Here is a 21,975-nt window from a genome sequence, read left to right as displayed (position 1 = left end):
TTTTTAGCTCGCAGTATGAAAACCTTGATTTTCAAGCAGGCATATCCTGTGCCTCAAGCGCCCCCGAAACCATGATTATACGGTGGGATTTCCAAAAACTCTGCGAAGTGTTGTTTCAAACCAACTCAAAAAAGTATATAATTATCTAAATATTTCACTCCCAGAAATCAAATAATTGTATTTGAGCGGATTTGCATTGGTACAGATAAATTTTCTTGAACTTTATGCAAGAACAATTAACAATTTTTTTTGCCACACTTCCTGTATCTTCCGCCGTTGGCTGTGACGCGCTGCGGGAGTTGCGACTGTACGCTGTTTTTGACTCGCTGACGGCTCTGGCTTATTGCTCTGTGGCGCCATCTTTAGTCTATTTTACCCGCCAAGGTTCTCGCAGCAAGATTGGACGGCTGTTTGCTGTTGGTCTTTTTGCCTGCGGCGCTGCTCAATTGATGCAAGTTTGGATGCTTTGGCATTCTATTTATTGGTGGTCTGTAACTCTCAAAGCTGCAACTGCAGTAATTTTTTTATTGTTAGCCGCAGCGACGATCGCTCTGATGCCGAAAGCACTGACTCAATCAACCTTAAATAAAACAAAAAATCTTCAAAAAATGCTGTTCAAACAAGTAGAAGAAAATTACGAAAACCCAGATATCCATACAGGAGAATTTGCCAAACAATCGATCGCGCTTGCCGATCCCGAAACCATTGTCAATTCGCTTAACGAACAGTTAGAAAAAGAAATTGCCGATCGCCACCGGGTTGAGGAAAAGTGGCAGTTGGCTCAATTTGCGATCGACCGATCGGCAGATGCGGTATTCTGGATCGGAGCCGACGGTAAATTTGTATACGTCAACGACGCGGCTTGCTCTTCCTTGGGATATTCTGCCGAAGAATTGCTCGACCTAACTATACATGACATCAATCCCGATTTTCCAGAAACTGCTTGGAGTTTGCACTGGAAAGTCTTAAAAAGGTGCGGCTCTGTTAATATTGAAGTTCACCACCTCACTAAGTACGGTCGCATTTTTCCGGTGGAAATTACGATCGACCATTTGGAATTTAACGGTAAAGAATATCAGTGCGCCTTTGCTCGCGATATTAGCGAACGCAAGCGGATTGAGGCAGCTTTGCGCGAAAGGGAAGAAGAATTTAGATCCTTAGTTTCTAACATTCCCGGCGCAGTTTATCGTTGTAGTGCGGCAGGGCGATCGAGCCTAACGTTTATCAGCAGCGGCATAGAAGCTATTTCTGGCTACCCCGCAGCTAACTTTATGATTCAACCGGTGCAGGCTTTTCCTAGTATAGTTCATCCCGATGATGCGGAGGCGATCGAGCAATTTATCAATCGCGCGATTCAGACAAAACAACCTTACGCGATCGAATATCGCCTGATTCACAGCGACGGAAATGTGCGGTGGGTTGCAGAAAAAGGTCAAGCCATTTTCCACACAGACGGTCAAATGTTATCCCTCAACGGCGCTATTTTTGACATCACAGAGCGCAAAGCAGCCGAGGACGCTTTGCGGCTGTCCGAGGCGATCGCCAACAACAGAGCCCAGCAGCTAGAAATCGCTCTCAAAGAACTCCGAGAAACCCAATCTCACCTAATTCATACCGAAAAAATGTCAAGTCTCGGTCAAATGGTAGCGGGAGTGGCTCACGAAATCAACAACCCAGTCAGTTTTATCTACGGCAATATTTCCTACGCCACCCAATACATGAAAGACTTGTTGCAGCTTGTGGAACTTTATCAAACACATTATCCTCAGCCAACAGTAGAAGTTCAAAAATATATTGAAAACATCGATTTAGAATTCCTGAGAGAAGATTTACTAAAAATATTATCTTCAATGAAAATGGGCTCCGATCGGATTCGCGAAATAGTTATGAGTTTGCGAAACTTCTCGCGTTTAGACGACTCCGCAAAGAAGCCGGCCAACATTCACGAAGGTATAGATAACACGCTCCTAATTTTGCATAACAAACTGCGAGCCAGATCCGAATATCCCGAAATTACAATAATTAAAAATTACGGTGAATTACCATTAATTGAATGTTATTCAGGTCAGCTAAATCAGGTATTTATGAATCTGGCGAGCAACAGTATTGACGCGCTAGAAGATGCTTGCAACCAAAAAAGGCGAGCCTCTCCGAGGGCTTCGCTAACGGGCGACAGCGACTGGACACCAACTATTAGTATTCGCACCGAAGCCCTTAACGAAAATAGTATTTGCATCAAAATTGCCGATAATGCGCTCGGCATGACAGAAGACGTTCGCAGCCAATTGTTTGACCCGTTTTTTACCACAAAACCCCTAGGAAAAGGCACAGGTTTAGGGTTATCCATCAGCTACCGAATTATTGTTGAAAAACACGGCGGAACCTTAACCTGTAGTTCAGTTTTGGGTGAGGGGACGGAATTTGCGATCGAGCTTCCTTTGTGAATTAGTCCGACGGAATTATCAAGACTCTGGGAGAAGTTATCTGTCACTATAAATTGCCAAGTGGGCTGTAAAATAATTTCACTTTTCAAGAAAAATCCCAAAATTGGCTATAAATTACCAAGGTAATAATCAACATGGAAATGAGATCGTAAACTCTGTCCCTTCTCCTAATACAGAATTTACCTCGATTGTACCACCGTGTTTCTCAACTACAATCTGCCGTGCGATCGCCAAACCTAATCCCGTGCCTTTCCCCACACCTTTAGTTGTAAATAAGTTGTCAAAAATATGACCTTTTATCTCATCTGATATCCCTAGCCCGTTGTCAGAAATGCGAATTGTAACCCACTCCTTAGACTGTCTTTCTGTGCGAATCGTGATGCACTTGGCTGGGGCTTTAATCTTCTCTAAACTCGCTTCCCGATTTGATTCTTCCAGTGCATCAATGGCATTAGCTAATATATTCATAAACACCTGATTTAATTGTCCGGGGAAGCAATCAACTGATGGCAAGTTCCCGTACTCTTTCACAACTTCAATCGCTGGACGCTGTTCGTTCGCTTTCAATCTGTGTTTGAGAATCAAAATCGTACTGTTAATTCCGTCATGAAGATTGAAAGGAACTTTGTAATCTTTGTCAGCTCGGGAAAAGGTGCGGAGACTGGTGCTGATACCTTGAATGCGATCGCACCCGATTTGCATCGAATTCAACATTTTGGGTAAATCTTCTAAGAGATATTCGATATCGCTCTCTTCAGCTTTTTCTTCAATCTCCTCACCCGGACTGGGAAATTTTTCTTTATAGAGTTGCAAGTATTCTGTAATATCTTTGACGGCGGCGATCGCTTCATGAATATTGCCAGAAATAAATCCAACTGGATTATTAATTTCATGGGCAACCCCGGCCACTAAATTCCCCAACGCCGACATTTTTTCGCTCTGCACTAATTGCAGTTGTGATTGTTCCACCTGATGGGCGTAGTCCTGCGCTTGCTGATACAATCGCGCATTTTCTAAGGAAATGGCAGCCTGAGTGCAGAGGAAGTTGAGGACGAGGAGACGATCGCGAGTAAACACTCCTTTTGTCGAGCTATGTTCGAGATAAAGTATCGCAACTAAGTTCCCGCGATCGAGAATCGGAGTACACAGCATACTCTGAGACTGATACTGGAGCATACAGTCATTCATTAAACCCGGAATATCGGTCTTACCGCCTTCAATAACGACAGTTTGCAGGGTATTTTTGACATAATAAACTAGCTTGAGCGGAATCACCGCCGAGCCATCTAGAGGTTGGGTTTGCAGTAAGGTTGTGGGTAACTCGTTATCTGGATTGATGTGAGTTATTGCCCGGATTTGCCATTCATCCTGATGGGGGAGTAGCAAAGCACAAGTTTCTGCGCCCGAAGTTTTTAAAATAATTTGGTTGAGGGTGGTGAGCAATTCATCAATCTGAATTTTACTGGATAAAGCTTGAGCAGCTTGCACAATAGATGCGAAATCAAGGGCCTCGGAAATACTGGTGCTGCTATTACTGGAAGTCTGCGAAGAGTGGCTAATCGTTGCCAGCGTCTCTAGAGGATTAAAGCGAAGTTGGGGCTGATTCAGGATGGGATGAAGTAACTGCGGATAGCGTTGTTCTAAGTCTTGAACCTTGGCGAGTGCACCCCAACGGGCATAACAGTAATATGCTTCCTGCATATAGCTGGCAGCCACTTTTTCTTTACCCCATTCCCAGTAGAATTTGGCCGCGAGTTCGTTTGCCAACCCTTCCTCTTGAATATAACCGTTTTCCTTAGCTCCTTGAATTGCTAAATCATAAAATTCTAGAGCTTCTGTTTTGCAATTGAGGAGTTGATACTTTTGGGCTTCAACTAAATGATATTTGTGCAAGTAATTCATGGGGCCATAATCTGCCCAGTCTTTTAGCTTGGCTTGATTTTCTAGCATTCGCTGCCATCGCGGCTCTGACTCAGACATCGATTCACCAGGAGTCGCCAGCACGTTCAGAGAATCATAGAAATAGAAGATCGGTTCAACAATACTTCCCATCCCTCCAGCCAAGTAATGTCGCGTTTGAGCGGCATCGTGTTCTGCTTTAGGAAAGTTTTCCAACCAGTAATCCAAGGTGAATCGATACAAGTAGAAGAAGGATAGTCGGTAAAAATCGACTTTGGCCTCATCCAAGACTTTTTCTTCGTATAAATCCTGACGTAGGGGAATCTCTTCCTCTGACTCACCCAAGAGAATTTGAGCCGCCTGCCAGTACGCCAACACACAGTTTGCTGCCGTCAATTGGTTGAGGTCGCACAACTGTTGGTAATAAGCCTGAATTTGCGGTTCGAGTTCAGCCAGCGGTTGACCGTACCAATAAGCATTGAAACAGTACAACTGAGCGTCGTAGCCCATAAATTCTAGATTGCCTGTTTCTAATCCAGCTTGATAGCCATCGAGAAGAATAGGCAGCGTTTCTTGCAGATGGATTGTCCAACAACCCACATATGCCCCCATTAACATGGCGGTTGCAGCTCGAATGTTTTTGGCATCGGGTTCTAAGGCGAGTTGATATCCTAATTGCCCAAACTGAGGCACCATTGTCATGTCGCCCCACAGCATCCTCAGTTGGAAGGCGTAACCCACGTAGCAAAAAGCTGAAACCGGACTATTGCCGAATTGGATGGACAACTTAACCTGCAGCGCCACCACCAGGAAATAAAGCTTGGTGCCGGACATATAACAGACGGGTGTTAGGCGAGCCGCATTTTGCATAATGGCTAATTGCTGAGGGTCACTCATTTTCGGCAGATCAAAGAATGATTCAATAGAGCGACCTTCAATTAAGACATCAATTTCTTCCTTCAACTGCCGAATATCGTCTAGGGTTGGTTCATTTGGTAGGTTTACGCCTAACATTTGGAAGACGGATTGACCGATCGCGATCGCCTCGACAAATTTATTATGGGCGACCAATGCCTGAATTTTAACTTGGTAAACTTGCACCTGTTCTAAAGGTGTTTTCGCATGATGAATCACCGCTTCAATCCACTTGTGCATCTGCTCAAAATCGCCCGCCAAGAAAGCCACCTCGGCAGCTAAGTCGTGCAGGGATAGGGTCATTTCGTAATGCCGTTCCCAAGCGTCTGTTCCCAGCAGTTGCAGGCCCACTGTGGCATATTCGCGAGCGGCTTGATAGGCAGTGGCGGCTCTGGCTTTGTGGCAAGCAGTGAGGTTGAGTTGGGCGAGTTCCTGCCTTTCCTGTTGTTCTACAACCAGTATGGTTCCGTAGTTCAACTGATTGACTAATTCAAAAATGCGTTCTTCTCTGGCTTCTGGTGAAATTTGTTGCAGGAGTAGTTGCCCGATTTGATAATGGGCGATCGCGCGTTCTCCTTCGGGAATCAAAGAATAAGCAGCTTGCTGAACGCGATCGTGCAAGAAACGATAGGCAACGGTTTGAGAAGTCGCTTCAGAAATCGCCTGTTGAGCGCCTACATAAAATTTATAAACTTCACTTTGGGGAATAATCAGCTCTTCCTGTAAAGCTTTCCACAATGCGGTTGCGGTTTCAGTCTCAGAACTCTCGGAAACAATTGCCAATGTTGCCAGATCGAACTGGTTGCCAATACAAGCAGCTAATTTTAAAACTGACTGAGTTGTTGCTGGCATTTTTTGCAACTGCTGCCCCATAAATAGCACCACATCATCAGTGAGCGCTGCCTCTCTCACTTTGCTAATATCGCACTGCCAATGTCCCGATTGCATCTCAAAAGTAATCAATTCATCCTGATGCAATGCTTTGAGAAACTGCGTCGTAAAAAATGGGTTTCCTTGAGTTTTTTGATAGACAAATTCGGTCAGCGTTTGTGCCAAATCAGGATGACAAACTAGCGTATCCGCTACCAATTGATTTAAACTGATTTTATCCAGCGGTGCTAATGTAATAGTGTTGAGTGTGGTTCCTGCTTTCCTCACTTCATCTAGGGTCAACATCAGGGGATGGCCTGGTGATACTTCATTATCCCGATAGGCTCCCAGCAGCAACAGATAACCCAATTGCGACTCATTGACGAGCAATTGCATTAACTTCAGCGATGCCGAATCCGCCCATTGTAAGTCATCCAAAAATATCACCAATGGATGCTCTTTTGTGGTGAAGACAGCAATGAATTTGTGGAAGAGCAAATTAAAAAGATTTTGAGCAGCCATCCCCGATAATTCAGGGGTTGGGGGTTGTGATCCAATAATCAGTTCTAGTTCGGGAATGACTTCAATAATGACTTGTCCGCTGTCACCGAGCGCTTCGAGAATTTGAGTTTTCCATTCTTGGATTTTGGCATCACTTTCACTGAGTAACTGTGCCATAAAATCGCGGAAGGCTTGGACAAATGCCGAGAAGGGAATGTTGCGGTTAAACTGGTCGAATTTGCCTTTGATGAAATAGCCGCGTTGCCGGACAATCGGTTTATGTACCTCGTTGACTACAGCCGTTTTCCCAATTCCGGAGAACCCAGCGACTAGCATTAATTCTGATGTGCCATTTGCGACGCGATCGAAGGCATTCAACAGGGTTTGTACTTCGGTTTCTCGACCATAGAGTTTTTCGGGAATCAGGAAGCGATCGCATACATCCCGCGTTCCTAACTCAAAAGTCTCAATGTTCCCAGTTTCTTGCCACTGCTGCAAACATCGTTCTAAGTCATTCTTCAATCCCAAGGCACTTTGATAGCGCTGTTCGGCATTTTTTGCCATCAACTTCATCACAAGATCCGACACTACCTGCGGGATTTCTTCCGTGTTGATTGAAGGAGGTTTTTTGGCAATATGGCAGTGAACCAACTCCATGGGATCGTCACATTCAAATGGCAGTTTTCCTGTCAGCAGTTCGTAAAAAGTCGCTCCCAGAGAATAAAAGTCGGTGCGGTAGTCTATGCCTCGGTTCATACGTCCGGTTTGTTCGGGAGAAATATAGGCGAGGGTTCCTTCTAAAACGTTGGGATGTTGAATTTCTTGAGTTTCTCTTGGAAGTAGGGAGGCGATGCTAAAGTCTATGAGTTTAATTTGTTTAGTTTCGGGATGTATTAGGACGTTAGCTGGCTTAATATCTTTGTGAATGACTCTGTTTCGGTACAGTCCGTCAAGAATGTCAGTTATTTGAATGGCAATTTCTAAGATTTCTGCTAGAGTCAGCTTCCGTTCTTGGGCGTAGTCTCGTAGGGAAATGCCACCAAAATCCTCCATCACGAGGGCATAGCTGTGGCGATAAGACTCTAAATTGTATGGTTCAACGACTCCCGGCAGACGTAGATTTTTGGCGATGGTGTACTGGTTGCGGAATTGCAGCAGTTCGCTGAAACTGGGATAGTCTCGATTTAATAGTTTAATGACAACCGGCAGCCGATCTGTTTCTCGAATGGCTCGAAAAACTAGGGTTCTGGAACCACAGTATAATTGCTCAACCAGATGATATCCTGAAACTCGCTTCGTCAAATCCACTGCTGCACTCATCTGGATTACCCCATCTCAGACATTGACTCTTGTAACTAATTATACACTTTTATTGATCTAGTCTGAGAAAAATAAAACTGCGAAATCCCCAGCCTACAAGCTCTACCGTTTTTATGCTTTTTAACTTTTGAATAAAAAGATGACGCTCTATCAAGATAGTCTGAGAGAGCATCTCTGTCGGAAAGCAGCTAAGCTAGAAATTGGAGTTTTGAGACAGGAGGAAAGAAGAAGAAGAAGCAAGGAGCTAGAAGAAGTGTTTTTATAAATATGAGATGCTCCCGGATAGCAGGAGGCAGGAGACAGGAGACAGGAGACAGGAGGAAAGAGGAAGAAAGAAGGAGTCACAAGAAGTGTTTTTATAAATATGAGATGCTCCCAGACAAATCCCCCCTAGCCTCCCTAATCAAGGTGCGGACAAGAAGTTGCTCTTTCATCCCCCGACAATCATGCAGATGCGAGGGATCTCTCCGGGAATTAACAGCTTAACAATCGCTTATTGAGTTATGACGGGGACGGTTTCAAGCAGCAAGTCAAACTTTCGTCCGCCGAAGATTGACTGGTCGATCGAGGGGTATCCAAAACCCAGGTTTGGTATCAATCAACTGTGAAACGGCACCGTCAACAAAGGCAAAAGTGTTAAAATTAGCCAACCAAAAAACCACTTATTCACCTTTAAAACTAATTCAGGCTCTGCCAACAGCGCCTCTATCCTCTCTCCCAATCTATTTTGCGAACCGACAGCACCAACCACGCAATCTACATCAAAATTTCGGTGCGGATAACTCGCCACTAACAGCAAAGCTTCTGCTAACAATAAACCATCCACTCCCGCCGCCGCCTTGGCATCAGCCCGCAATTCCCGCAGCGTTAATAACTCTTCCCACAAAGCTTGTGTATTCGGCAGCCACACAGTAATTTTTCGCAGCCATCCCAACCAAAAAAACCAGAACGTATCGCGATAATAGTAGTGGGCTTGTTCGTGAGCAATTACTGCTTGCAGGTGAGCTGAGTCTAGGGTTTTTAACAATCCCGTACTGACTACAAATTCGGTTTTCCAAAAACCAATTATAGCAGAAAAAAAAGCTGGCGTGTTGATAATTTTGACATTAATTCCGGCTATTTTTTTCTGAGGAAAAGTGCGAATTTGCTTTAAAAATAGATAGCCATCTGTCGCTAACTTGACCCACAAAATTGTAGCTACGTTCAAAAAAGTTACAGCTAGCAAATAGCTAAACCATCCGTCCCACAATCTTACCATTTGTCCCTGAGTTCCCATAACAACAACTGCTGTAGCTGTCGCGAGCAACAGCAGCGGAGGAAATAAGAAAAATAAGAGCGATCGCTGCCAGCGACGGGCCCAATTTCCTTGAGGAACAGACCATCTAATTCTCAAAAAACAAGCTGCAACCAACGCGGTAACAATCAGGATTAAGTGCATTATTTTTGCTCCTCCCGGGCTTGGCGGACAGCTTGAATGCGAAGGGAAATTTCTTGTAATTGTTCGACTGTTGCTTGGTCGAGGCTGTCGGCAAATGCTGCTACAATATCGGGATTGCCAACTGCTAGAAACTTCTGCAAGCGATCGTAAGCAAACAGCGATCGGGCTTCTTCGCAAGAAACTAAAGGTTGCCAAGCGAACGTCCGTTCTGTTTTGTCGCAGGCCAGCCAACCCTTCTCTGTCAAGCGGCGCAGCACTGTTGTTACTGAAGCGTAGGCTAATTCGCGATCCGGATCGGCTAAAATGCGATCGTGCACGTCTTTGACTGTAGCAATTTCTAGCTCCCAAACTATATTTAAAATCTCAGCCTCCAAAGGGCCGAGAGAAAGTTGCTTGGGGCGATAATTCGGCAGAGGATTCATGTAATTTTAGATTTGAGGTTTGAGATTTTAGGGATAAGGTAATTAATTATCGATCGACAATACATCATTAAGGCTTTTTATCGACTGTTTCTTTAGAAAGGCTTAATCACTTTGCTATTTATAAGTTTGACAAGCCGTCATTTGACAGTTGCAGCAAAAAGTGTAAAAATCAGGCCGGAATTACCTGAGTTAGTATTTTAAGTATCCCTAAATGAAAAAACAACTAATCTTGGCCTCAACCTTGGCAGGCGCAGCTATTTTGGGCAGCTTTTTGGTGATTGACAGGCATCAAGCCACAGCCGCAGAAACTCAAGAAATCGAAATTAAATTTAGCGCAACGGTAGGCGAAAAATCTTTTAACTGTGGCGAAAGCTACAGCAATTTAGGCACTTCGGCTGCTACCGTTACACCTACAGATTTCCGCTTTTATGTATCCGAAGTTGCTTTAATTGACGGTAGTGGCAAAGCTGTACCGCTGACTCTAAAACAAGACGGCAAATGGCAGCATCAAAATGTGGCTTTGCTAGACTTTGAAAATAAATCCGGTGATTGCGCTAACGGAACAGTCGAAATTCGCGATCGAGTAATCGGCACAATACCCAAAGGCAACTACAAAGGCCTGCAATTCACCCTCGGCGTACCTTTTACCCTCAATCACGAAGACGCAAGTCTAGCAGCTTCTCCCCTCAATTTAACATCCCTGTGGTGGAACTGGCGCGGCGGATACAAATTTCTGAGGATTGACATGAAAAATCACATGGCTGACAAAAACCCCGACGGTAAATCAGGCACAGAAAGCAGCCAAATTGCTCACAACGCAGGCAATCACGGCAGCAGTCACGGTGGCGGATTGCACGGTTTTATGATTCATTTAGGTAGCACGGGATGCAAAGCTGAAGGCAACAATCAAAAGCCGACTAGCTGTGCCAATCCTAACAAATCAAAAGTAATTTTTAGCAACTTTGATTCAACTAAAAATACAGTAATTGCTGACTTGAACTCCCTAGTTTCTCAAACTAATTTAACAGCAAATCAAGCCAATACTCCGCCCGGATGTATGTCGGAACCGAAGGACGGCGACTGCGCCGGAATTATGAAAAACTTAGGTTTGCCATTTGGAGATCAACCTGCTGGGGGACAAACTTTCTTTAAAATTCAGTAAAATAGATATTGATTTCTCTAGGGGCGGGTTTGCCAAAGTCTCTAATACAAATCCTATCACCCGTACCCACGCTTGGGCTGAGATATTATCATCAACCTAGCGAATTCGATCTAGTTGCAACCGACCGTTGTTTAATTATTTACATGAAGGGAAATCGACTGCTAAGTTTAAGTGCGATCGGCATTTTTTCGGGATTGCTAGCAATTAGTTTGAGTGCAGTATTATCCCAGCCAAATTTTAGTTTAGCCACTGCACCGCCTCCAACTTACAATTGGAACATTCCCGCTGGAATACCAAAACCAATTGTACCAGCCGACAACCCAATCAGCCAAGAAAAAGTCGAATTAGGCAGGCATCTTTTCTATGAAAAACGCCTGTCAATCACAGGAAAATTTTCCTGCGCTTCCTGTCACATTCAAGCCAAAGCTTTTACCGACGGAAAAACGCTAGGAGTCGGCGCAACCGGAGAAAAACACCCGCGCAATGCTATGAGTTTAGCTAACATTGGCTACAATGCCGTGCTGACTTGGGCAAACCCGCTACAAAATAAACTCGAATCTCAGCTATTAGTACCTTTGTTTGGCGAACATCCCGTAGAAATGGGAATGGTTGGTAAAGAAGAGGAACTTTTGCTAATATTGCGATCGGATTCGCAATACCAAAAAATGTTTGCGGCAGCTTTTAGTCAACAACCCAATCCTATTGATATTAGCAACTTAGCAAAGGCGATCGCCTCTTTTGAACGCACTTTAATTTCCCTGACTTCTCCCTACGACAGATACCGCTACAGCGGCGACTCCGGCGCGATTTCAGCTTCAGCCAAGCGGGGCGAAGAATTATTTAACAGCGAACGTTTAGAATGCTTTCACTGCCACGGCGGACTAAACTTCTCAGATTCTATTATGCACGATCGCCTAGCTTTCAAAGAAATAGCTTTTCACAATACAGGATTGTACAATCTTGACGGCAAAGGCGCTTATCCGCCCAACAATACTGGAGTATACGAAATCACCAGCGAACCCTCGGACATGGGCAAATTCAAAGCACCAACCCTGCGAAATATTGCTTTGACAGCGCCTTATATGCACGACGGAAGTATCAAAACCTTGCCCGAAGTTATCGGCCACTACAAAGCGGGCGGCAGAACTATTAAAAAAGGAGAATTGGCGGGAATAGGTAGCGAAAATCCGCTCAAAAGTAACTTTGTTTCTGGCTTCAAACTCAACGCGCAAGAACAGCGCGATTTGTTGGCTTTTTTGCACAGTTTAACCGATGAAAGATTTATCACAAATTCTGCTTTTAGCCACCCATTCGTTCGTAGTGAAGACTTTAATCATTAAAATTCTAGGAGGATTTCGGCCCTCACTACGAACCTATTTTATTCGCCGTAGCCGCCAGTAACCTTACCCCGAAATACAATGTAATTGTAGATGTTGTAAAAAATCATGATCGGGATCAAAAAGCCAATGAACACAATCATAAACACCAGGGCGCTGGGGGAAGCTGCGGCTTGGTAAATCGTAATTTTGGTCGGAATAATGTAGGGAAAAACAATTAATCCCAAGCCGATAAAACTTAGCAAAAAAATTAATATAGTCCACACAAACGGCGTTTTCTCTTCTTTTTTTGCCAAACTTTTTAGCAGCATTCCCACCAGCAGCAATCCCACCAAAGGAATCGCCACAAATACATAAACTAGCGGTTTCTCGAACAACCTGGATCTAGCACTTTCGTAAAAAATCGGAGTGGCAATTGTAATTAAAACTGCTCCGATTAAAGTCGTCACCGCCGCAATTTTAGCAGTGCGATAGTGATTTGTTTGCAGTTCTCCGTCAGTCTTCATAATTAGATAGGTGGAACCGATCAAAACATAGCCTTGAACCAGCGTCAAAGCTACCAAGATCGATCGCCAATCCAGCCAATCCCAAGTTGTCCCCACAAAATGCCCGGCCTCATCCACCGCAATGCCTTCAAGCACCGCACCGAGGGCAAATCCTTGAGCTAAAGCAGCCAAAAAACTGCCGACCCCAAAAGCATAATTCCAAAATTTTTTCCGGTTAGAATGCTCCCGAAATTCAAAGGCGACAGCCCGAAATATCAAACCAAAAAGCATCATGCAAATCGGTATGTACAAAGCAGTTAAAATCGTGCCGTAAGCGAGGGGAAACGCCCCAAACAAAGCGCCTCCCATTAAAACCAGCCAAGTTTCGTTAGCATCCCAAACGTTGCCCAGACTGGTCATTAAAATGCCCCTGCGTTCCTCATCGTCAGCAGTCAAAGACAAGATTCCAACTCCCAAATCAAAACCGTCTAGCATGATGTAAAGGAGTAGAAATAGAGCCAAGACTACAAACCAAACTTGCGGGAGAAAATGCTCCAAAGCTTGCATAAAATCTCCTATTGTTGTGCTTCTGCTGGACGTTGATTGGGAATATGTTCTGCGGGTTGAGTTTCGATGGCGGGTTCATTCTCTAATCCCGGCACCGGTAGATTTAAATTCGGCCCTTTGCGGATAATTCTGCTGCCGAAATACAAGGCACAAACAAACAAAAAGCTGTAAATAACTGCAAAGAAAGTGAGGGAAGTTAAAACATTGCTAGCGGGGATTGCCGATACACCATCAGCAGTGCGAATTTGCCCGTATAAAACCCAGGGCTGTCGGCCGACACAGCGCACTATCCAACCGGATTCTACAGCAATATATCCCAGCGGCGCAGCTAATACCCAAGCGCGCATCAGCCAAGCTTGATTGCTAATATTTTCGGGAGAAAGTTTGCCTCGCAGCCACTGAATTATACTGAATAGCATCAATCCTAGAAAGAAGAATCCAATCCCGGACATGATGCGGAAAGAATAGTAGATTAAACCCACCATCCGGGGTCTATCTTCGGGCTTCCATTCTTTTAAGCCGAGAACTGGTTCGGATAGTTTTTGCTTGAATTCCAGAACGTATCCTAAGCCATTGGGAATCTTAATTTCCCAGTCATTTTTTTGAGCTTTTTCGTTAGGTAAAGCCAGCAAAGTCCAATCGGCTGACTCTCCGGCTGGGGAGGTTTCCCACTTAGCTTCAATCGCAGCTAATTTAGTGGGTTGATAGCGATAAACTTGTTCGGCGCTCAAATGTCCGATGAATATCTGCAAAGGTGCAACGGCGATGGCTGTGGCTATGGCAATTTTTAATGATTTGGAAAAAAAGGCTTGGTTGCGCTTGTTAAGAATGTACCAAGCGCTAATGCCGCCAATTACAAACAGTGAAGTTTCTAACGTCGCAAAAAACATATGCAAAATGCTGTTTAATGCGAAGGGGTTCATAATTGCTTGAAAGTAATCGCTGACAATAAATTTGCCGTTGACCATTTCTCCGCCCGCTGGAGTTTGCAGCCAAGAGTTGGCGACTAAAATCCAGACTGTGGAAAGGTTTGCGCCGAAGGCTACCATGATTGTAGCGAAATAATGGACGATCGGGTGAACGCGCTCCCAACCAAATAGCATAATTCCTAAAAAGCCTGCTTCTAGCATAAATGCCATTGAAGCTTCAAAGCCTAAAATGCTGCCAAAAAAGTCACCAACAGCTTCCGAAAATGGGGCCCAGTTCGTGCCAAATTGAAATTCCATCGGAATCCCGGAAGCTACGCCAATGCCGAAGTTGAGGACGTAGAGTTTCGACCAAAAACGAGCGTGGTGGTAGTAGTCAGGATTGCGAGTTTTTAGCCACATTCCTTCAACAATTACTAGATAAATTCCCATTCCAGTAGTCAGAACTGGCCATAGCATATGGAATATTGCCGTTAGCGCAAATTGCATCCGCGATAGCGCGACGGTGTTTGATAAGATATCCATTGTTATATCCTTTAGTCAGTTCAAGAGAGGTTAGTTTGAACAATTTCCAGAATTGACGCTGGTTATAATGTAATGTAAAAATTTGTGATATTTTGTAGGGTTGGCAATTTTTAAGGTTTTATACAGATTTGATCCGAATGATTTAACCGCAGATAACGCAGAGAAAGAGAAGAGAAGAGAAGAGAGAGACGAATAATTCTGATGAAGAGCGTATATGATATTACCGAAGGTTGGGTGGGGGCGGGTTTATGAGATTGTGGGTTTTAGGCGTTTATTGGCAGGTTTACCCGCCCCTACAAGATTTATGTTCGGTGATGGAAAGACGATCTTAGCGAACCGTGACAGTATAATTAAATTTAAATGGTTTAAAATTAGCTTTGTTTTTGGCTGTTCCGCTCAATTCAAGTTCGTAAATACCAGCTTTTGGAAATACGATATCGGTGCCCGGAATGCCTTGATATTTCTCCGCAGATACTGCTTTTAAAGGCGGCTGCATCAGGGGCTTGTCCCCCTCTTTGTGCTGTTTGGGATAAACTGCTAATTTGCAGTTACACTGCTCTAGTGGGATAATTTGACCGCCCCTGCGAGTCAGGGAAAACCAAACTCTGGCGGTTTCTCCGGCGCGGGGGTTGTGGTTGGGTTCTAGGTGAAAGGTAGCAGCAACATCGCCGGAAACTTCGACTTCGTGGGCAAAAACTGAAGTTGCATTCAAGTGTGGGGCTGTGGGAATTGCTGCTTCAATTAGCAATCCTAAAAAAACTAATATTCCCAAAATTTTATTTTGGTTTGACAGGCGAAACATAGAAATTCTCCAGTGATAAAATTGACCAAAATAAGCGCGATCGCACGCACAAAACTAACACTGCAACTACGGCTAAAACGGCGGTCAGCAGTTGATTGTGCAACTTCCATTCAAAGCCGCCGAGATAGTGGGAACCGATGAGGGCTGCGTGGATGGCGGACAGCAAAAAAGCGGGGACGGTTAACAGGTGAATTCGCCGCCACAGTTTGCCTAAATAATGTTGAAGGCGATCGACACTTGTTACCGCTGCAGGTACCATTAACAGCAGCGCCGTCATCCCAGCTAGGATTCCCAACTGATGTTGCGGCAACATGAAAGACACGGCATCAAAATTCCATTTCAGCGTATGATCCAACATATGAAAGGTGTGGGCAAGGGCGATCGCGATCGCACCCACACCCAAAGCGCGCCGGTAACGCAGCAGTGCCGGCAAAAACTTGCTAACGGGACGCGCCAACAGTGCTAGCATCAAGCACAGCAGCGCTGCGTGGCCTGTAAAATCGACCATTTCGTCGGTTCGCAGCAAGGTAAGAATCCCGATCGAAATTGTCACCCATCCGCCCATCCGAAACAGTTGACTTTGTTTGTCAGCGCTCAACCTGCCGGCAAAAAAACCTACTCCCAGCATGGTTGGTAGGGTTCCCAGTCCAAAAGCCAACATCGTCGCCGCACCCAAAACCGGATTTCCCGTTTGGGCGGCTTTAATCTGGGCGGCGTAGAGGAAACCGCAGGGAATTAAACCCCAAAGCAAGCCCAAAGCCACGGGCACCCACCATTTTTTTTCCGTCGAAAGCTTGTTCATGGCTTGTGCGACTCGATCGTGCGACATTGGGTGCAACAGTGGTAATCTGGGCAGCAAACCCGGTTTGATTTGGACTACTCCGAACCAAACCAGCATTGTACCTGTCAGAAGTGCGATCGCCCGCCGCAATCCGCTACCGGTACCGGCCATTTGTCCGCCAGCAATTAACGCTGAACCCAGTCCGCCAATGGCGGCACCAACCACAGCGTAGGCCGCAATTCTCCCTAAATTCAGCAGCAAATGAAAGCGGAAAGTCGCTAATTTTTCGTTGCGGGAATTGGAGAGAGAAAACGCCACTGTCAGCGGGCCACACATTCCCGCGCAGTGACCGAAACTGCCGAGAAATCCCAAAGTGCTAATTAGCAGCAGGTCTAGCATTTTGCTGGTTTTTCCCTAAATAAGGCGATCGAGATATTGACAATATTTTTTGACCTCGTACAAATTTTGCTCTCAGTCGATCGCTTTTGTCAAAAGACAGGCTGTCAAACTTCTAATAACAATTTCATAAAGTAGCGCTAGATATTACACCCCCCAACCCCCCCGATGCTTTGGGGGACTAAGACTTCATCAGCACATTTTTAGAAAAATGTTATAACTGTACTTTTGTGATAACCGCTATATTGACTAATCACTAATCACTAGCCTTCAACTTCGCGAGCAGCTAAAATGACTAATGACTAACAACCAATAACCAATAACCAATAACTAATAACTACTGACCAATAACTACTGACTACTGACTACTGACTACTGACTAATAATTATTTTTGTTCTGGATGCGCGGCCGCCGGCGAAGCTGAACCCATTTGATTGATAGCAGCAATTAGCTGATAAAGCCGCCCCAAATTCCGCTGGTTGAAATGCAAAGTCAGGCGCGGTAGATCGAAAGTTGGATCTCCTATTTCTGGAGCCAAAGCTTGACTTTTTGCGATTTTTCCGGTGACAACAATATCGCTAAAATCAGTATTTAGCCGATCGACATTTTCCTCAGAAAGCTCAGTTTTTAAGCGAATTACCAGTTGTTCGCGCACGTAGCGGCAGGAGTGATAAACTAGATAAAAACTTGCGATCGCCTCGCAAGCTACATTTACATCGTCTGTAATCGTGTAGAGACTGCGATCGTCAGCAGAAATCAAACCCCGGCCACCCAATTGTTTTTGCACAAAATTATTCCAATCAAGCCAGTAATCTCCTCCGGGTCGATCGATCAATATTACAGGAGCAGGCCCGAATTTGCCGGTTTGAGTCAAAGTCAGACACTCAAAAGCCTCGTCGAGAGTGCCGAAACCGCCCGGAAACAAAGCTAAAGCATCGCTTTCCCGCAGAAAAAATAACTTGCGAGTGAAGAAATATTTAAAATTGAGCAACTTGGAGTCGCCGGCAATAAAAGGATTGGAATCTTGCTCGAAAGGTAACTGAATGTTGAGCCCGAAAGAACGTTCAGCAGTCGCCCCCTCATTCGCCGCCTGCATGATTCCGCCGCCGCCGCCAGTAATCACCATAAATCCCTGCTGGGCGATCGCCCGTGCAAAATCTCTCGCTATCAAATATTCCGGCGATTTTGGGGATACCCTCGCCGAACCAAAAATCGCGATTTTGCGAACGTGGAGGTAAGGATAAAACAGGGAGAAAGCTTTTTCCATATCTCGCAGAGACGACGAGATAATTTTCCAGTCCAGGCGATCGAGCTCCTCTCCTGCCATTTGCACTATAGTCGAGAGCGATCGTTCGATCCACTCTGAGTGCTTCAACATTGGTAGGCGATCGATTAAATCGAGCGCATCAGCTTGGAGGGACTCAAAACCTTGACTTGAAGGAACCATGAACTTTTCTGAAATGGTAACAATTTATTGCTAAAAAAAATTAAGGGGCAAGCCAAATTTAGAAGTTAATAGCCACCAGCAAATTGCCCTGCTGACAACTAATAACTTTTCTACTAGCTTTGCCCCCGTTCTGAAGCTGCGGCTTTCGCTGCCCAAAAAAACAGTGCCACACTGCTCGGAGTTGGGCGAAACTTACTTTTTGCACCATTCTCGCTTAACAGGCTGTATGCCCTGTTAAGCGAGATATCGAATTTCTTGTGGGGTGGGCAGTTTCAGCAACCCGCTCTTGAAAAACTTATTGGCAATGGTGCAATATGTTGGGTTAAATGTACTTTTCCAGAGTGTTGGCCAGAGTAGTTTTCGGAACTGCCCCAACCACCATATCAACCCGCTGACCGCCCTTAAATATCATCAGCGTCGGAATGCTGCGGATACCGTATTGGCTGGCGACGTTAGGGTTTTCGTCGGTATTAACTTTTACTACCTTCACTTGCCCTTCATATTGGTTGGCAATTTCCTCTACGACGGGTGCCACCATGCGACAGGGCCCGCACCAAGGAGCCCAAAAATCCACTAGAACTGGAACTTCGCTATCGAGCACTTCCTGCTTAAAGGTAGAGTCGGTTACTTGCGCGGCTGCTGACATCCCTAGCCATCCTTGTAAATACTATTTCTTTGTTAACAAGTTTAGCAAATAGTGTTACCACTTGCATGACCGATTTTAACAGAACGAAGTTTGGCAACCAATGTTGTAACGGATGTAACCGATTGAACGGATTGATGTTAAGGGCGCAAGACATTCGTGCTGGGGCGATCGAGCAAAACCGAGCATGAAAAATACTTTTTTCGCTCAAAACTGAAAAGTCATCAAATCCCGTAGCATCCCAAATACGAGGGTGGCTTCGCCTCCGGCCGCCATTTTGGTGATGGTAATCGATCGGACATCAGAACAGCCCTCCCCAATCTCCCCCAAAATTGGGAGCAAACAGCCTTAACCCCTTAGCCAGTAAGCAAACAAGAGCGCCGGCACTAAAAAAGGAACCGCCCGAACAGTAGTCCGGGCGGAGTGTGGTGTGAGGAGTGAACGGAAACTTTTGTCTCCGCTTCCTCTATTGTGACATCTCCTTTTGGATAATTCCACAAAAATTCTGTAAATTTTGAGACTCTTGAACAAATTTTGTCAAGATATCCTGGAATTCGATCGGTAAATCTACTTACCCATGCCCAACTGCTGAGCTTTTTGATAGACTTTACCCTCAGTCAGCAGAGAAGGAGCAATCACCACTTCCACTTGCTGCATCTCCTTAATATTTTTCGCACCCAGAGTTCCCATGCTAGTTTTGAGAGCTCCGAGCAAGTTGTGCGTACCATCATCTAGCAGCGCAGGCCCCCGCAAAATTTGCTCCGCAGTACCCGTAGTCCCGACACGAATCCGAGTACCCCGCGGCAAAACCGGGCTCGGAGTCGCCATCCCCCAGTGGAAGCCCCGGCCTGGAGCTTCAGCAGCCCTAGCAAAGGGCGAACCAATCATCACTCCATCGGCACCGCAAGCAATGCACTTGCAGATATCGCCGCCGGTAATTAAACCGCCGTCAGCAATCACCGACACATATTTGCCAGTTTCGCGATAGTAGTCGTCCCGCGCGGCGGCGCAGTCTGCTACCGCTGTGGCTTGAGGAACACCGACACCCAATACGCCCCGAGACGTGCAAGCAGCCCCCGGCCCGATGCCCACGAGAATGCCTGCAGCGCCAGTTTTCATTAAATTCATGGCGACTTCGTAGGTCACGCAGTTGCCCAAAATTACGGGTATTGGCATCTCTTGACAGAACTGGGTCAAGTCTAAGGAGGCGATCGACTCAGGGGAAAGAAAAGCCGTCGAGACTACAGTCGCTTGCACAAAAAATATATCTGCTCCCGATTTAGCAACCGCCTGGCCGTATTTGCTCGCGGCAGCAGGTGTACCGCTGACAGCAGCAATCCCTCCTCCAGCTTTAATTTCTTTAATTCTGAGCTCGATTAATTCGGGCTTAATGGGTTCTGCATAGAGTTGCTGCATCAGGGAAACAAATTCGTGGTTCCCAACAGAAGCGATCCGCTCTAAAATTGGTTGGGGGTCGGCATAGCGCGTTTGAATTCCTTCTAGGTTGAGAACGCCCATTGCTCCCAATTCCGACAGCAAAATGGCCATCCGCACATCGACTACTCCATCCATGGCGCTAGCAATGATTGGGATTTCTCGATCGATCCCGCCAATCTGCCACTTGGTATCTGCCAAACTCGGATCGAGAGTGCGCTGTCCCGGTACCAGCGCGATTTCATCTATGCCGTAAGCTCGGCGAGCGCTTTTGCCCCGCCCAATTTCAATATTCACGCTGTTTCACTTCCACAATGTATTTAAATTAGATTAACAAAATCGTAGCCTGCTTGAGGGTAGCGATCGCGCGAGTGTGTTAAAAAAAGTTCGGCACTAATTCTGACTCTATGGAATCCCAGGAAATACTTTTTATCAGCAACGGCCACGGAGAAGATGCGATCAACTGTCAAATAGTCCAAGCTTTGAGAGCATCAGGCGCGGATGTTGACGTGGCTGCGATACCGATTGTAGGCGACGGGGCTGCTTACGGGCGATCGGGCGTACCAATTATCGGGCCCACAAGTCCCATGCCATCTGGCGGAGTTTTTTACATGAATCCCCTGTTTTTCCTCAAAGATGTGAGGGCGGGGCTAGTTCGTTTGACTTTACAGCAACTCAAGGCTACTAGGAAGCATTCTCCGTGCTGCGATTTGGTAGTGACGACTGGAGATATTGTCGCGGCGGGGTTCGCCCATGCCACAGGTCGGCCCTATATAATTTTTCTGTCAGCTCATTCTACTTATTACGAAGGGCTAGCCGATTTGGGTTTCCTCTTGAATTATTTGCTTTCCTCCGAGCAATGTCTAGCTATTTTCACGAGGGACGCATTGACTGCTGCGGACTTAAACCGACAGGGTTTCGAGAAAGCCATATTTGTCGGCAATCCTGTCATGGACAACCTCAGTCCTGCAGGCAAAGATTTGCAGTTAAAAGCCGGAGTTAGGACGATCGCGCTTCTCCCCGGTTCGCGCCTCCCCGAAGCCAGCGACAACCTAATTTTGCTGCTGGAATTAGTCAAAGAAATTGCTGCCACTGCTTCGCAATCGGTGCAGTTTCGGGCCGCATTAGTTCCGAGTCTAATGCTCGAATTAGATAATATTGCAGCACAAGCCGGATGGCTGCACCGAGAAGGAAAGCTAACTTTTCCAGGAATCAAACAGCAGGGTAGCGAAGAAGCACAAACCGTGGAAGTAATTTGTTATTCAGATACTTTCGCCGACATTGTGCAGCAGTCGAATTTAGTAATCGGGATGACAGGAAGTGCGATCGAACAAGCAGTAGGCTTAGGGAAACCCGTAATTACCATCCCCGGAAACGGCCCATCATTTACCTATCGGTTTGCAGAGGCTCAAAGTCGGCTTTTAGGTGGTTCCGTACAAGTTATTGGCACAGAAACAGCAACACTTGACATTATTAAAGAAGCTGCCGCTTCAGTCGAGCGCACATTTCAAGACAAAAAATATTTAGAAAATTGCGTAAAAAATGGCTTAGAAAGAATGGGCGCACCAGGAGGCAGCCTCAAAATTGCTAATTACATCGCAAAATATCTAAAATAAATTGTTACCACAATCCTGCACGCATAAAACCTCCACAACCGAAT

Annotated in this window: 15 protein-coding genes; 4 read left to right on the top strand and 11 right to left on the bottom strand. The window is 45.6% G+C overall.

Translation table 11 applies throughout. The features are described 5' to 3' along the window. Positions 1 to 224 precede the first annotated feature (224 nt). Positions 225 to 2,444, top strand: coding sequence for a PAS domain-containing sensor histidine kinase (locus QUA01_RS19935; protein ID WP_333090167.1), 2,220 nt, complete (start codon positions 225 to 227; stop codon positions 2,442 to 2,444). 129 nt (positions 2,445 to 2,573) lie between these two features. On the opposite strand, the gene QUA01_RS19930 is transcribed toward QUA01_RS19935, so the two are convergent. From QUA01_RS19930 to QUA01_RS19920, 3 genes are all read right to left on the bottom strand, one after another. Continuing rightward, positions 2,574 to 7,949, bottom strand: a complete 5,376-nt coding sequence (locus QUA01_RS19930; protein WP_333090168.1) for a trifunctional serine/threonine-protein kinase/ATP-binding protein/sensor histidine kinase — start codon at positions 7,947 to 7,949, stop codon at positions 2,574 to 2,576. Positions 7,950 to 8,547: 598 nt separating this feature from the next. Further along, entirely contained in the window at positions 8,548 to 9,387 is an 840-nt protein-coding gene (locus QUA01_RS19925; protein WP_333090175.1) for a M56 family metallopeptidase, read from the bottom strand. Continuing rightward, positions 9,387 to 9,809: a BlaI/MecI/CopY family transcriptional regulator gene (locus QUA01_RS19920; protein ID WP_333090177.1), complete on the bottom strand. Its 423-nt coding sequence runs from the start codon at positions 9,807 to 9,809 to the stop codon at positions 9,387 to 9,389. Before QUA01_RS19920 ends, QUA01_RS19925 begins: the two co-directional genes overlap by 1 nt. A gap of 211 nt (positions 9,810 to 10,020) precedes the next feature. Between QUA01_RS19920 and QUA01_RS19915 the strand changes: the two genes are divergently transcribed. Together QUA01_RS19915 and QUA01_RS19910 are read left to right on the top strand one after the other, a co-directional pair. Continuing rightward, positions 10,021 to 10,971, top strand: a complete 951-nt coding sequence (locus tag QUA01_RS19915; protein WP_333090180.1) for an MbnP family copper-binding protein — start codon at positions 10,021 to 10,023, stop codon at positions 10,969 to 10,971. A 143-nt stretch (positions 10,972 to 11,114) separates the two neighbouring features. Continuing rightward, positions 11,115 to 12,311, top strand: a complete 1,197-nt coding sequence (locus QUA01_RS19910) for an MbnH family di-heme enzyme (protein WP_333090183.1) — start codon at positions 11,115 to 11,117, stop codon at positions 12,309 to 12,311. A gap of 38 nt (positions 12,312 to 12,349) precedes the next feature. Here QUA01_RS19910 and cydB read toward each other — a convergent pair whose 3' ends face one another. From cydB to QUA01_RS19870, 8 genes are all read right to left on the bottom strand, one after another. Next, positions 12,350 to 13,360, bottom strand: a complete 1,011-nt coding sequence (cydB, locus tag QUA01_RS19905) for a cytochrome d ubiquinol oxidase subunit II (protein ID WP_333090185.1) — start codon at positions 13,358 to 13,360, stop codon at positions 12,350 to 12,352. 8 nt (positions 13,361 to 13,368) lie between these two features. Then, on the bottom strand, positions 13,369 to 14,811 hold the full coding sequence (locus QUA01_RS19900) for a cytochrome ubiquinol oxidase subunit I (RefSeq protein WP_333090187.1): 1,443 nt from the start codon (positions 14,809 to 14,811) through the stop codon (positions 13,369 to 13,371). A 328-nt stretch (positions 14,812 to 15,139) separates the two neighbouring features. Then, positions 15,140 to 15,613, bottom strand: a complete 474-nt coding sequence (locus tag QUA01_RS19895; RefSeq protein WP_333090190.1) for a hypothetical protein — start codon at positions 15,611 to 15,613, stop codon at positions 15,140 to 15,142. Then, entirely contained in the window at positions 15,588 to 16,793 is a 1,206-nt protein-coding gene (locus QUA01_RS19890) for an urease accessory protein UreH domain-containing protein (RefSeq protein ID WP_333090193.1), read from the bottom strand. Before QUA01_RS19890 ends, QUA01_RS19895 begins: the two co-directional genes overlap by 26 nt. Before the next feature lie 383 nt (positions 16,794 to 17,176). Continuing rightward, positions 17,177 to 18,238, bottom strand: a complete 1,062-nt coding sequence (locus QUA01_RS19885) for an LOG family protein (RefSeq protein ID WP_333090195.1) — start codon at positions 18,236 to 18,238, stop codon at positions 17,177 to 17,179. A 322-nt stretch (positions 18,239 to 18,560) separates the two neighbouring features. Then, entirely contained in the window at positions 18,561 to 18,884 is a 324-nt protein-coding gene (trxA, locus tag QUA01_RS19880) for a thioredoxin (RefSeq protein ID WP_194011591.1), read from the bottom strand. Between the two features lie 204 nt (positions 18,885 to 19,088). Beyond that, positions 19,089 to 19,223 carry a hypothetical protein gene (locus QUA01_RS19875; protein ID WP_333090199.1) on the bottom strand — a complete coding sequence of 45 codons (135 nt, stop codon included), beginning with the start codon at positions 19,221 to 19,223 and terminating at the stop codon, positions 19,089 to 19,091. A gap of 225 nt (positions 19,224 to 19,448) precedes the next feature. After that, entirely contained in the window at positions 19,449 to 20,612 is a 1,164-nt protein-coding gene (locus tag QUA01_RS19870) for a GuaB3 family IMP dehydrogenase-related protein (RefSeq protein WP_333090202.1), read from the bottom strand. 110 nt (positions 20,613 to 20,722) lie between these two features. On the opposite strand from QUA01_RS19870, the gene QUA01_RS19865 reads away from it, so the two are divergent. After that, positions 20,723 to 21,931 (top strand): lipid-A-disaccharide synthase-related protein, encoded by a 1,209-nt coding sequence (locus QUA01_RS19865; protein WP_333090204.1) that lies wholly within the window; start codon positions 20,723 to 20,725, stop codon positions 21,929 to 21,931. The last annotated feature ends 44 nt before the right edge of the window (positions 21,932 to 21,975 follow it).

Source organism: Microcoleus sp. S36a_B3 (assembly GCF_036700745.1).
In the GTDB taxonomy this organism is placed as follows: domain Bacteria; phylum Cyanobacteriota; class Cyanobacteriia; order Cyanobacteriales; family Microcoleaceae; genus Microcoleus.
Note: the sequence above shows the minus strand (reverse complement) of the source record. Positions and strands in the feature narration are given on the sequence as shown.

Excerpts from the sequence above, each read along its gene's own strand:
- QUA01_RS19920 (WP_333090177.1), bottom strand. The coding sequence starts at position 9,809 with ATGAATCCTCTGCCGAATTATCGCCCCAAGCAACTTTCTCTCGGCCCT.
- QUA01_RS19910 (WP_333090183.1), top strand. The coding sequence starts at position 11,115 with ATGAAGGGAAATCGACTGCTAAGTTTAAGTGCGATCGGCATTTTTTCG.
- QUA01_RS19915 (WP_333090180.1), top strand. The coding sequence starts at position 10,021 with ATGAAAAAACAACTAATCTTGGCCTCAACCTTGGCAGGCGCAGCTATT.
- QUA01_RS19930 (WP_333090168.1), bottom strand. The coding sequence starts at position 7,949 with ATGAGTGCAGCAGTGGATTTGACGAAGCGAGTTTCAGGATATCATCTG.
- QUA01_RS19935 (WP_333090167.1), top strand. The coding sequence starts at position 225 with ATGCAAGAACAATTAACAATTTTTTTTGCCACACTTCCTGTATCTTCC.
- QUA01_RS19925 (WP_333090175.1), bottom strand. The coding sequence starts at position 9,387 with ATGCACTTAATCCTGATTGTTACCGCGTTGGTTGCAGCTTGTTTTTTG.
- QUA01_RS19900 (WP_333090187.1), bottom strand. The coding sequence starts at position 14,811 with ATGGATATCTTATCAAACACCGTCGCGCTATCGCGGATGCAATTTGCG.
- trxA (WP_194011591.1), bottom strand. The coding sequence starts at position 18,884 with ATGTCAGCAGCCGCGCAAGTAACCGACTCTACCTTTAAGCAGGAAGTG.
- QUA01_RS19895 (WP_333090190.1), bottom strand. The coding sequence starts at position 15,613 with ATGTTTCGCCTGTCAAACCAAAATAAAATTTTGGGAATATTAGTTTTT.
- QUA01_RS19885 (WP_333090195.1), bottom strand. The coding sequence starts at position 18,238 with ATGGTTCCTTCAAGTCAAGGTTTTGAGTCCCTCCAAGCTGATGCGCTC.
- QUA01_RS19890 (WP_333090193.1), bottom strand. The coding sequence starts at position 16,793 with ATGCTAGACCTGCTGCTAATTAGCACTTTGGGATTTCTCGGCAGTTTC.
- QUA01_RS19865 (WP_333090204.1), top strand. The coding sequence starts at position 20,723 with ATGGAATCCCAGGAAATACTTTTTATCAGCAACGGCCACGGAGAAGAT.
- cydB (WP_333090185.1), bottom strand. The coding sequence starts at position 13,360 with ATGCAAGCTTTGGAGCATTTTCTCCCGCAAGTTTGGTTTGTAGTCTTG.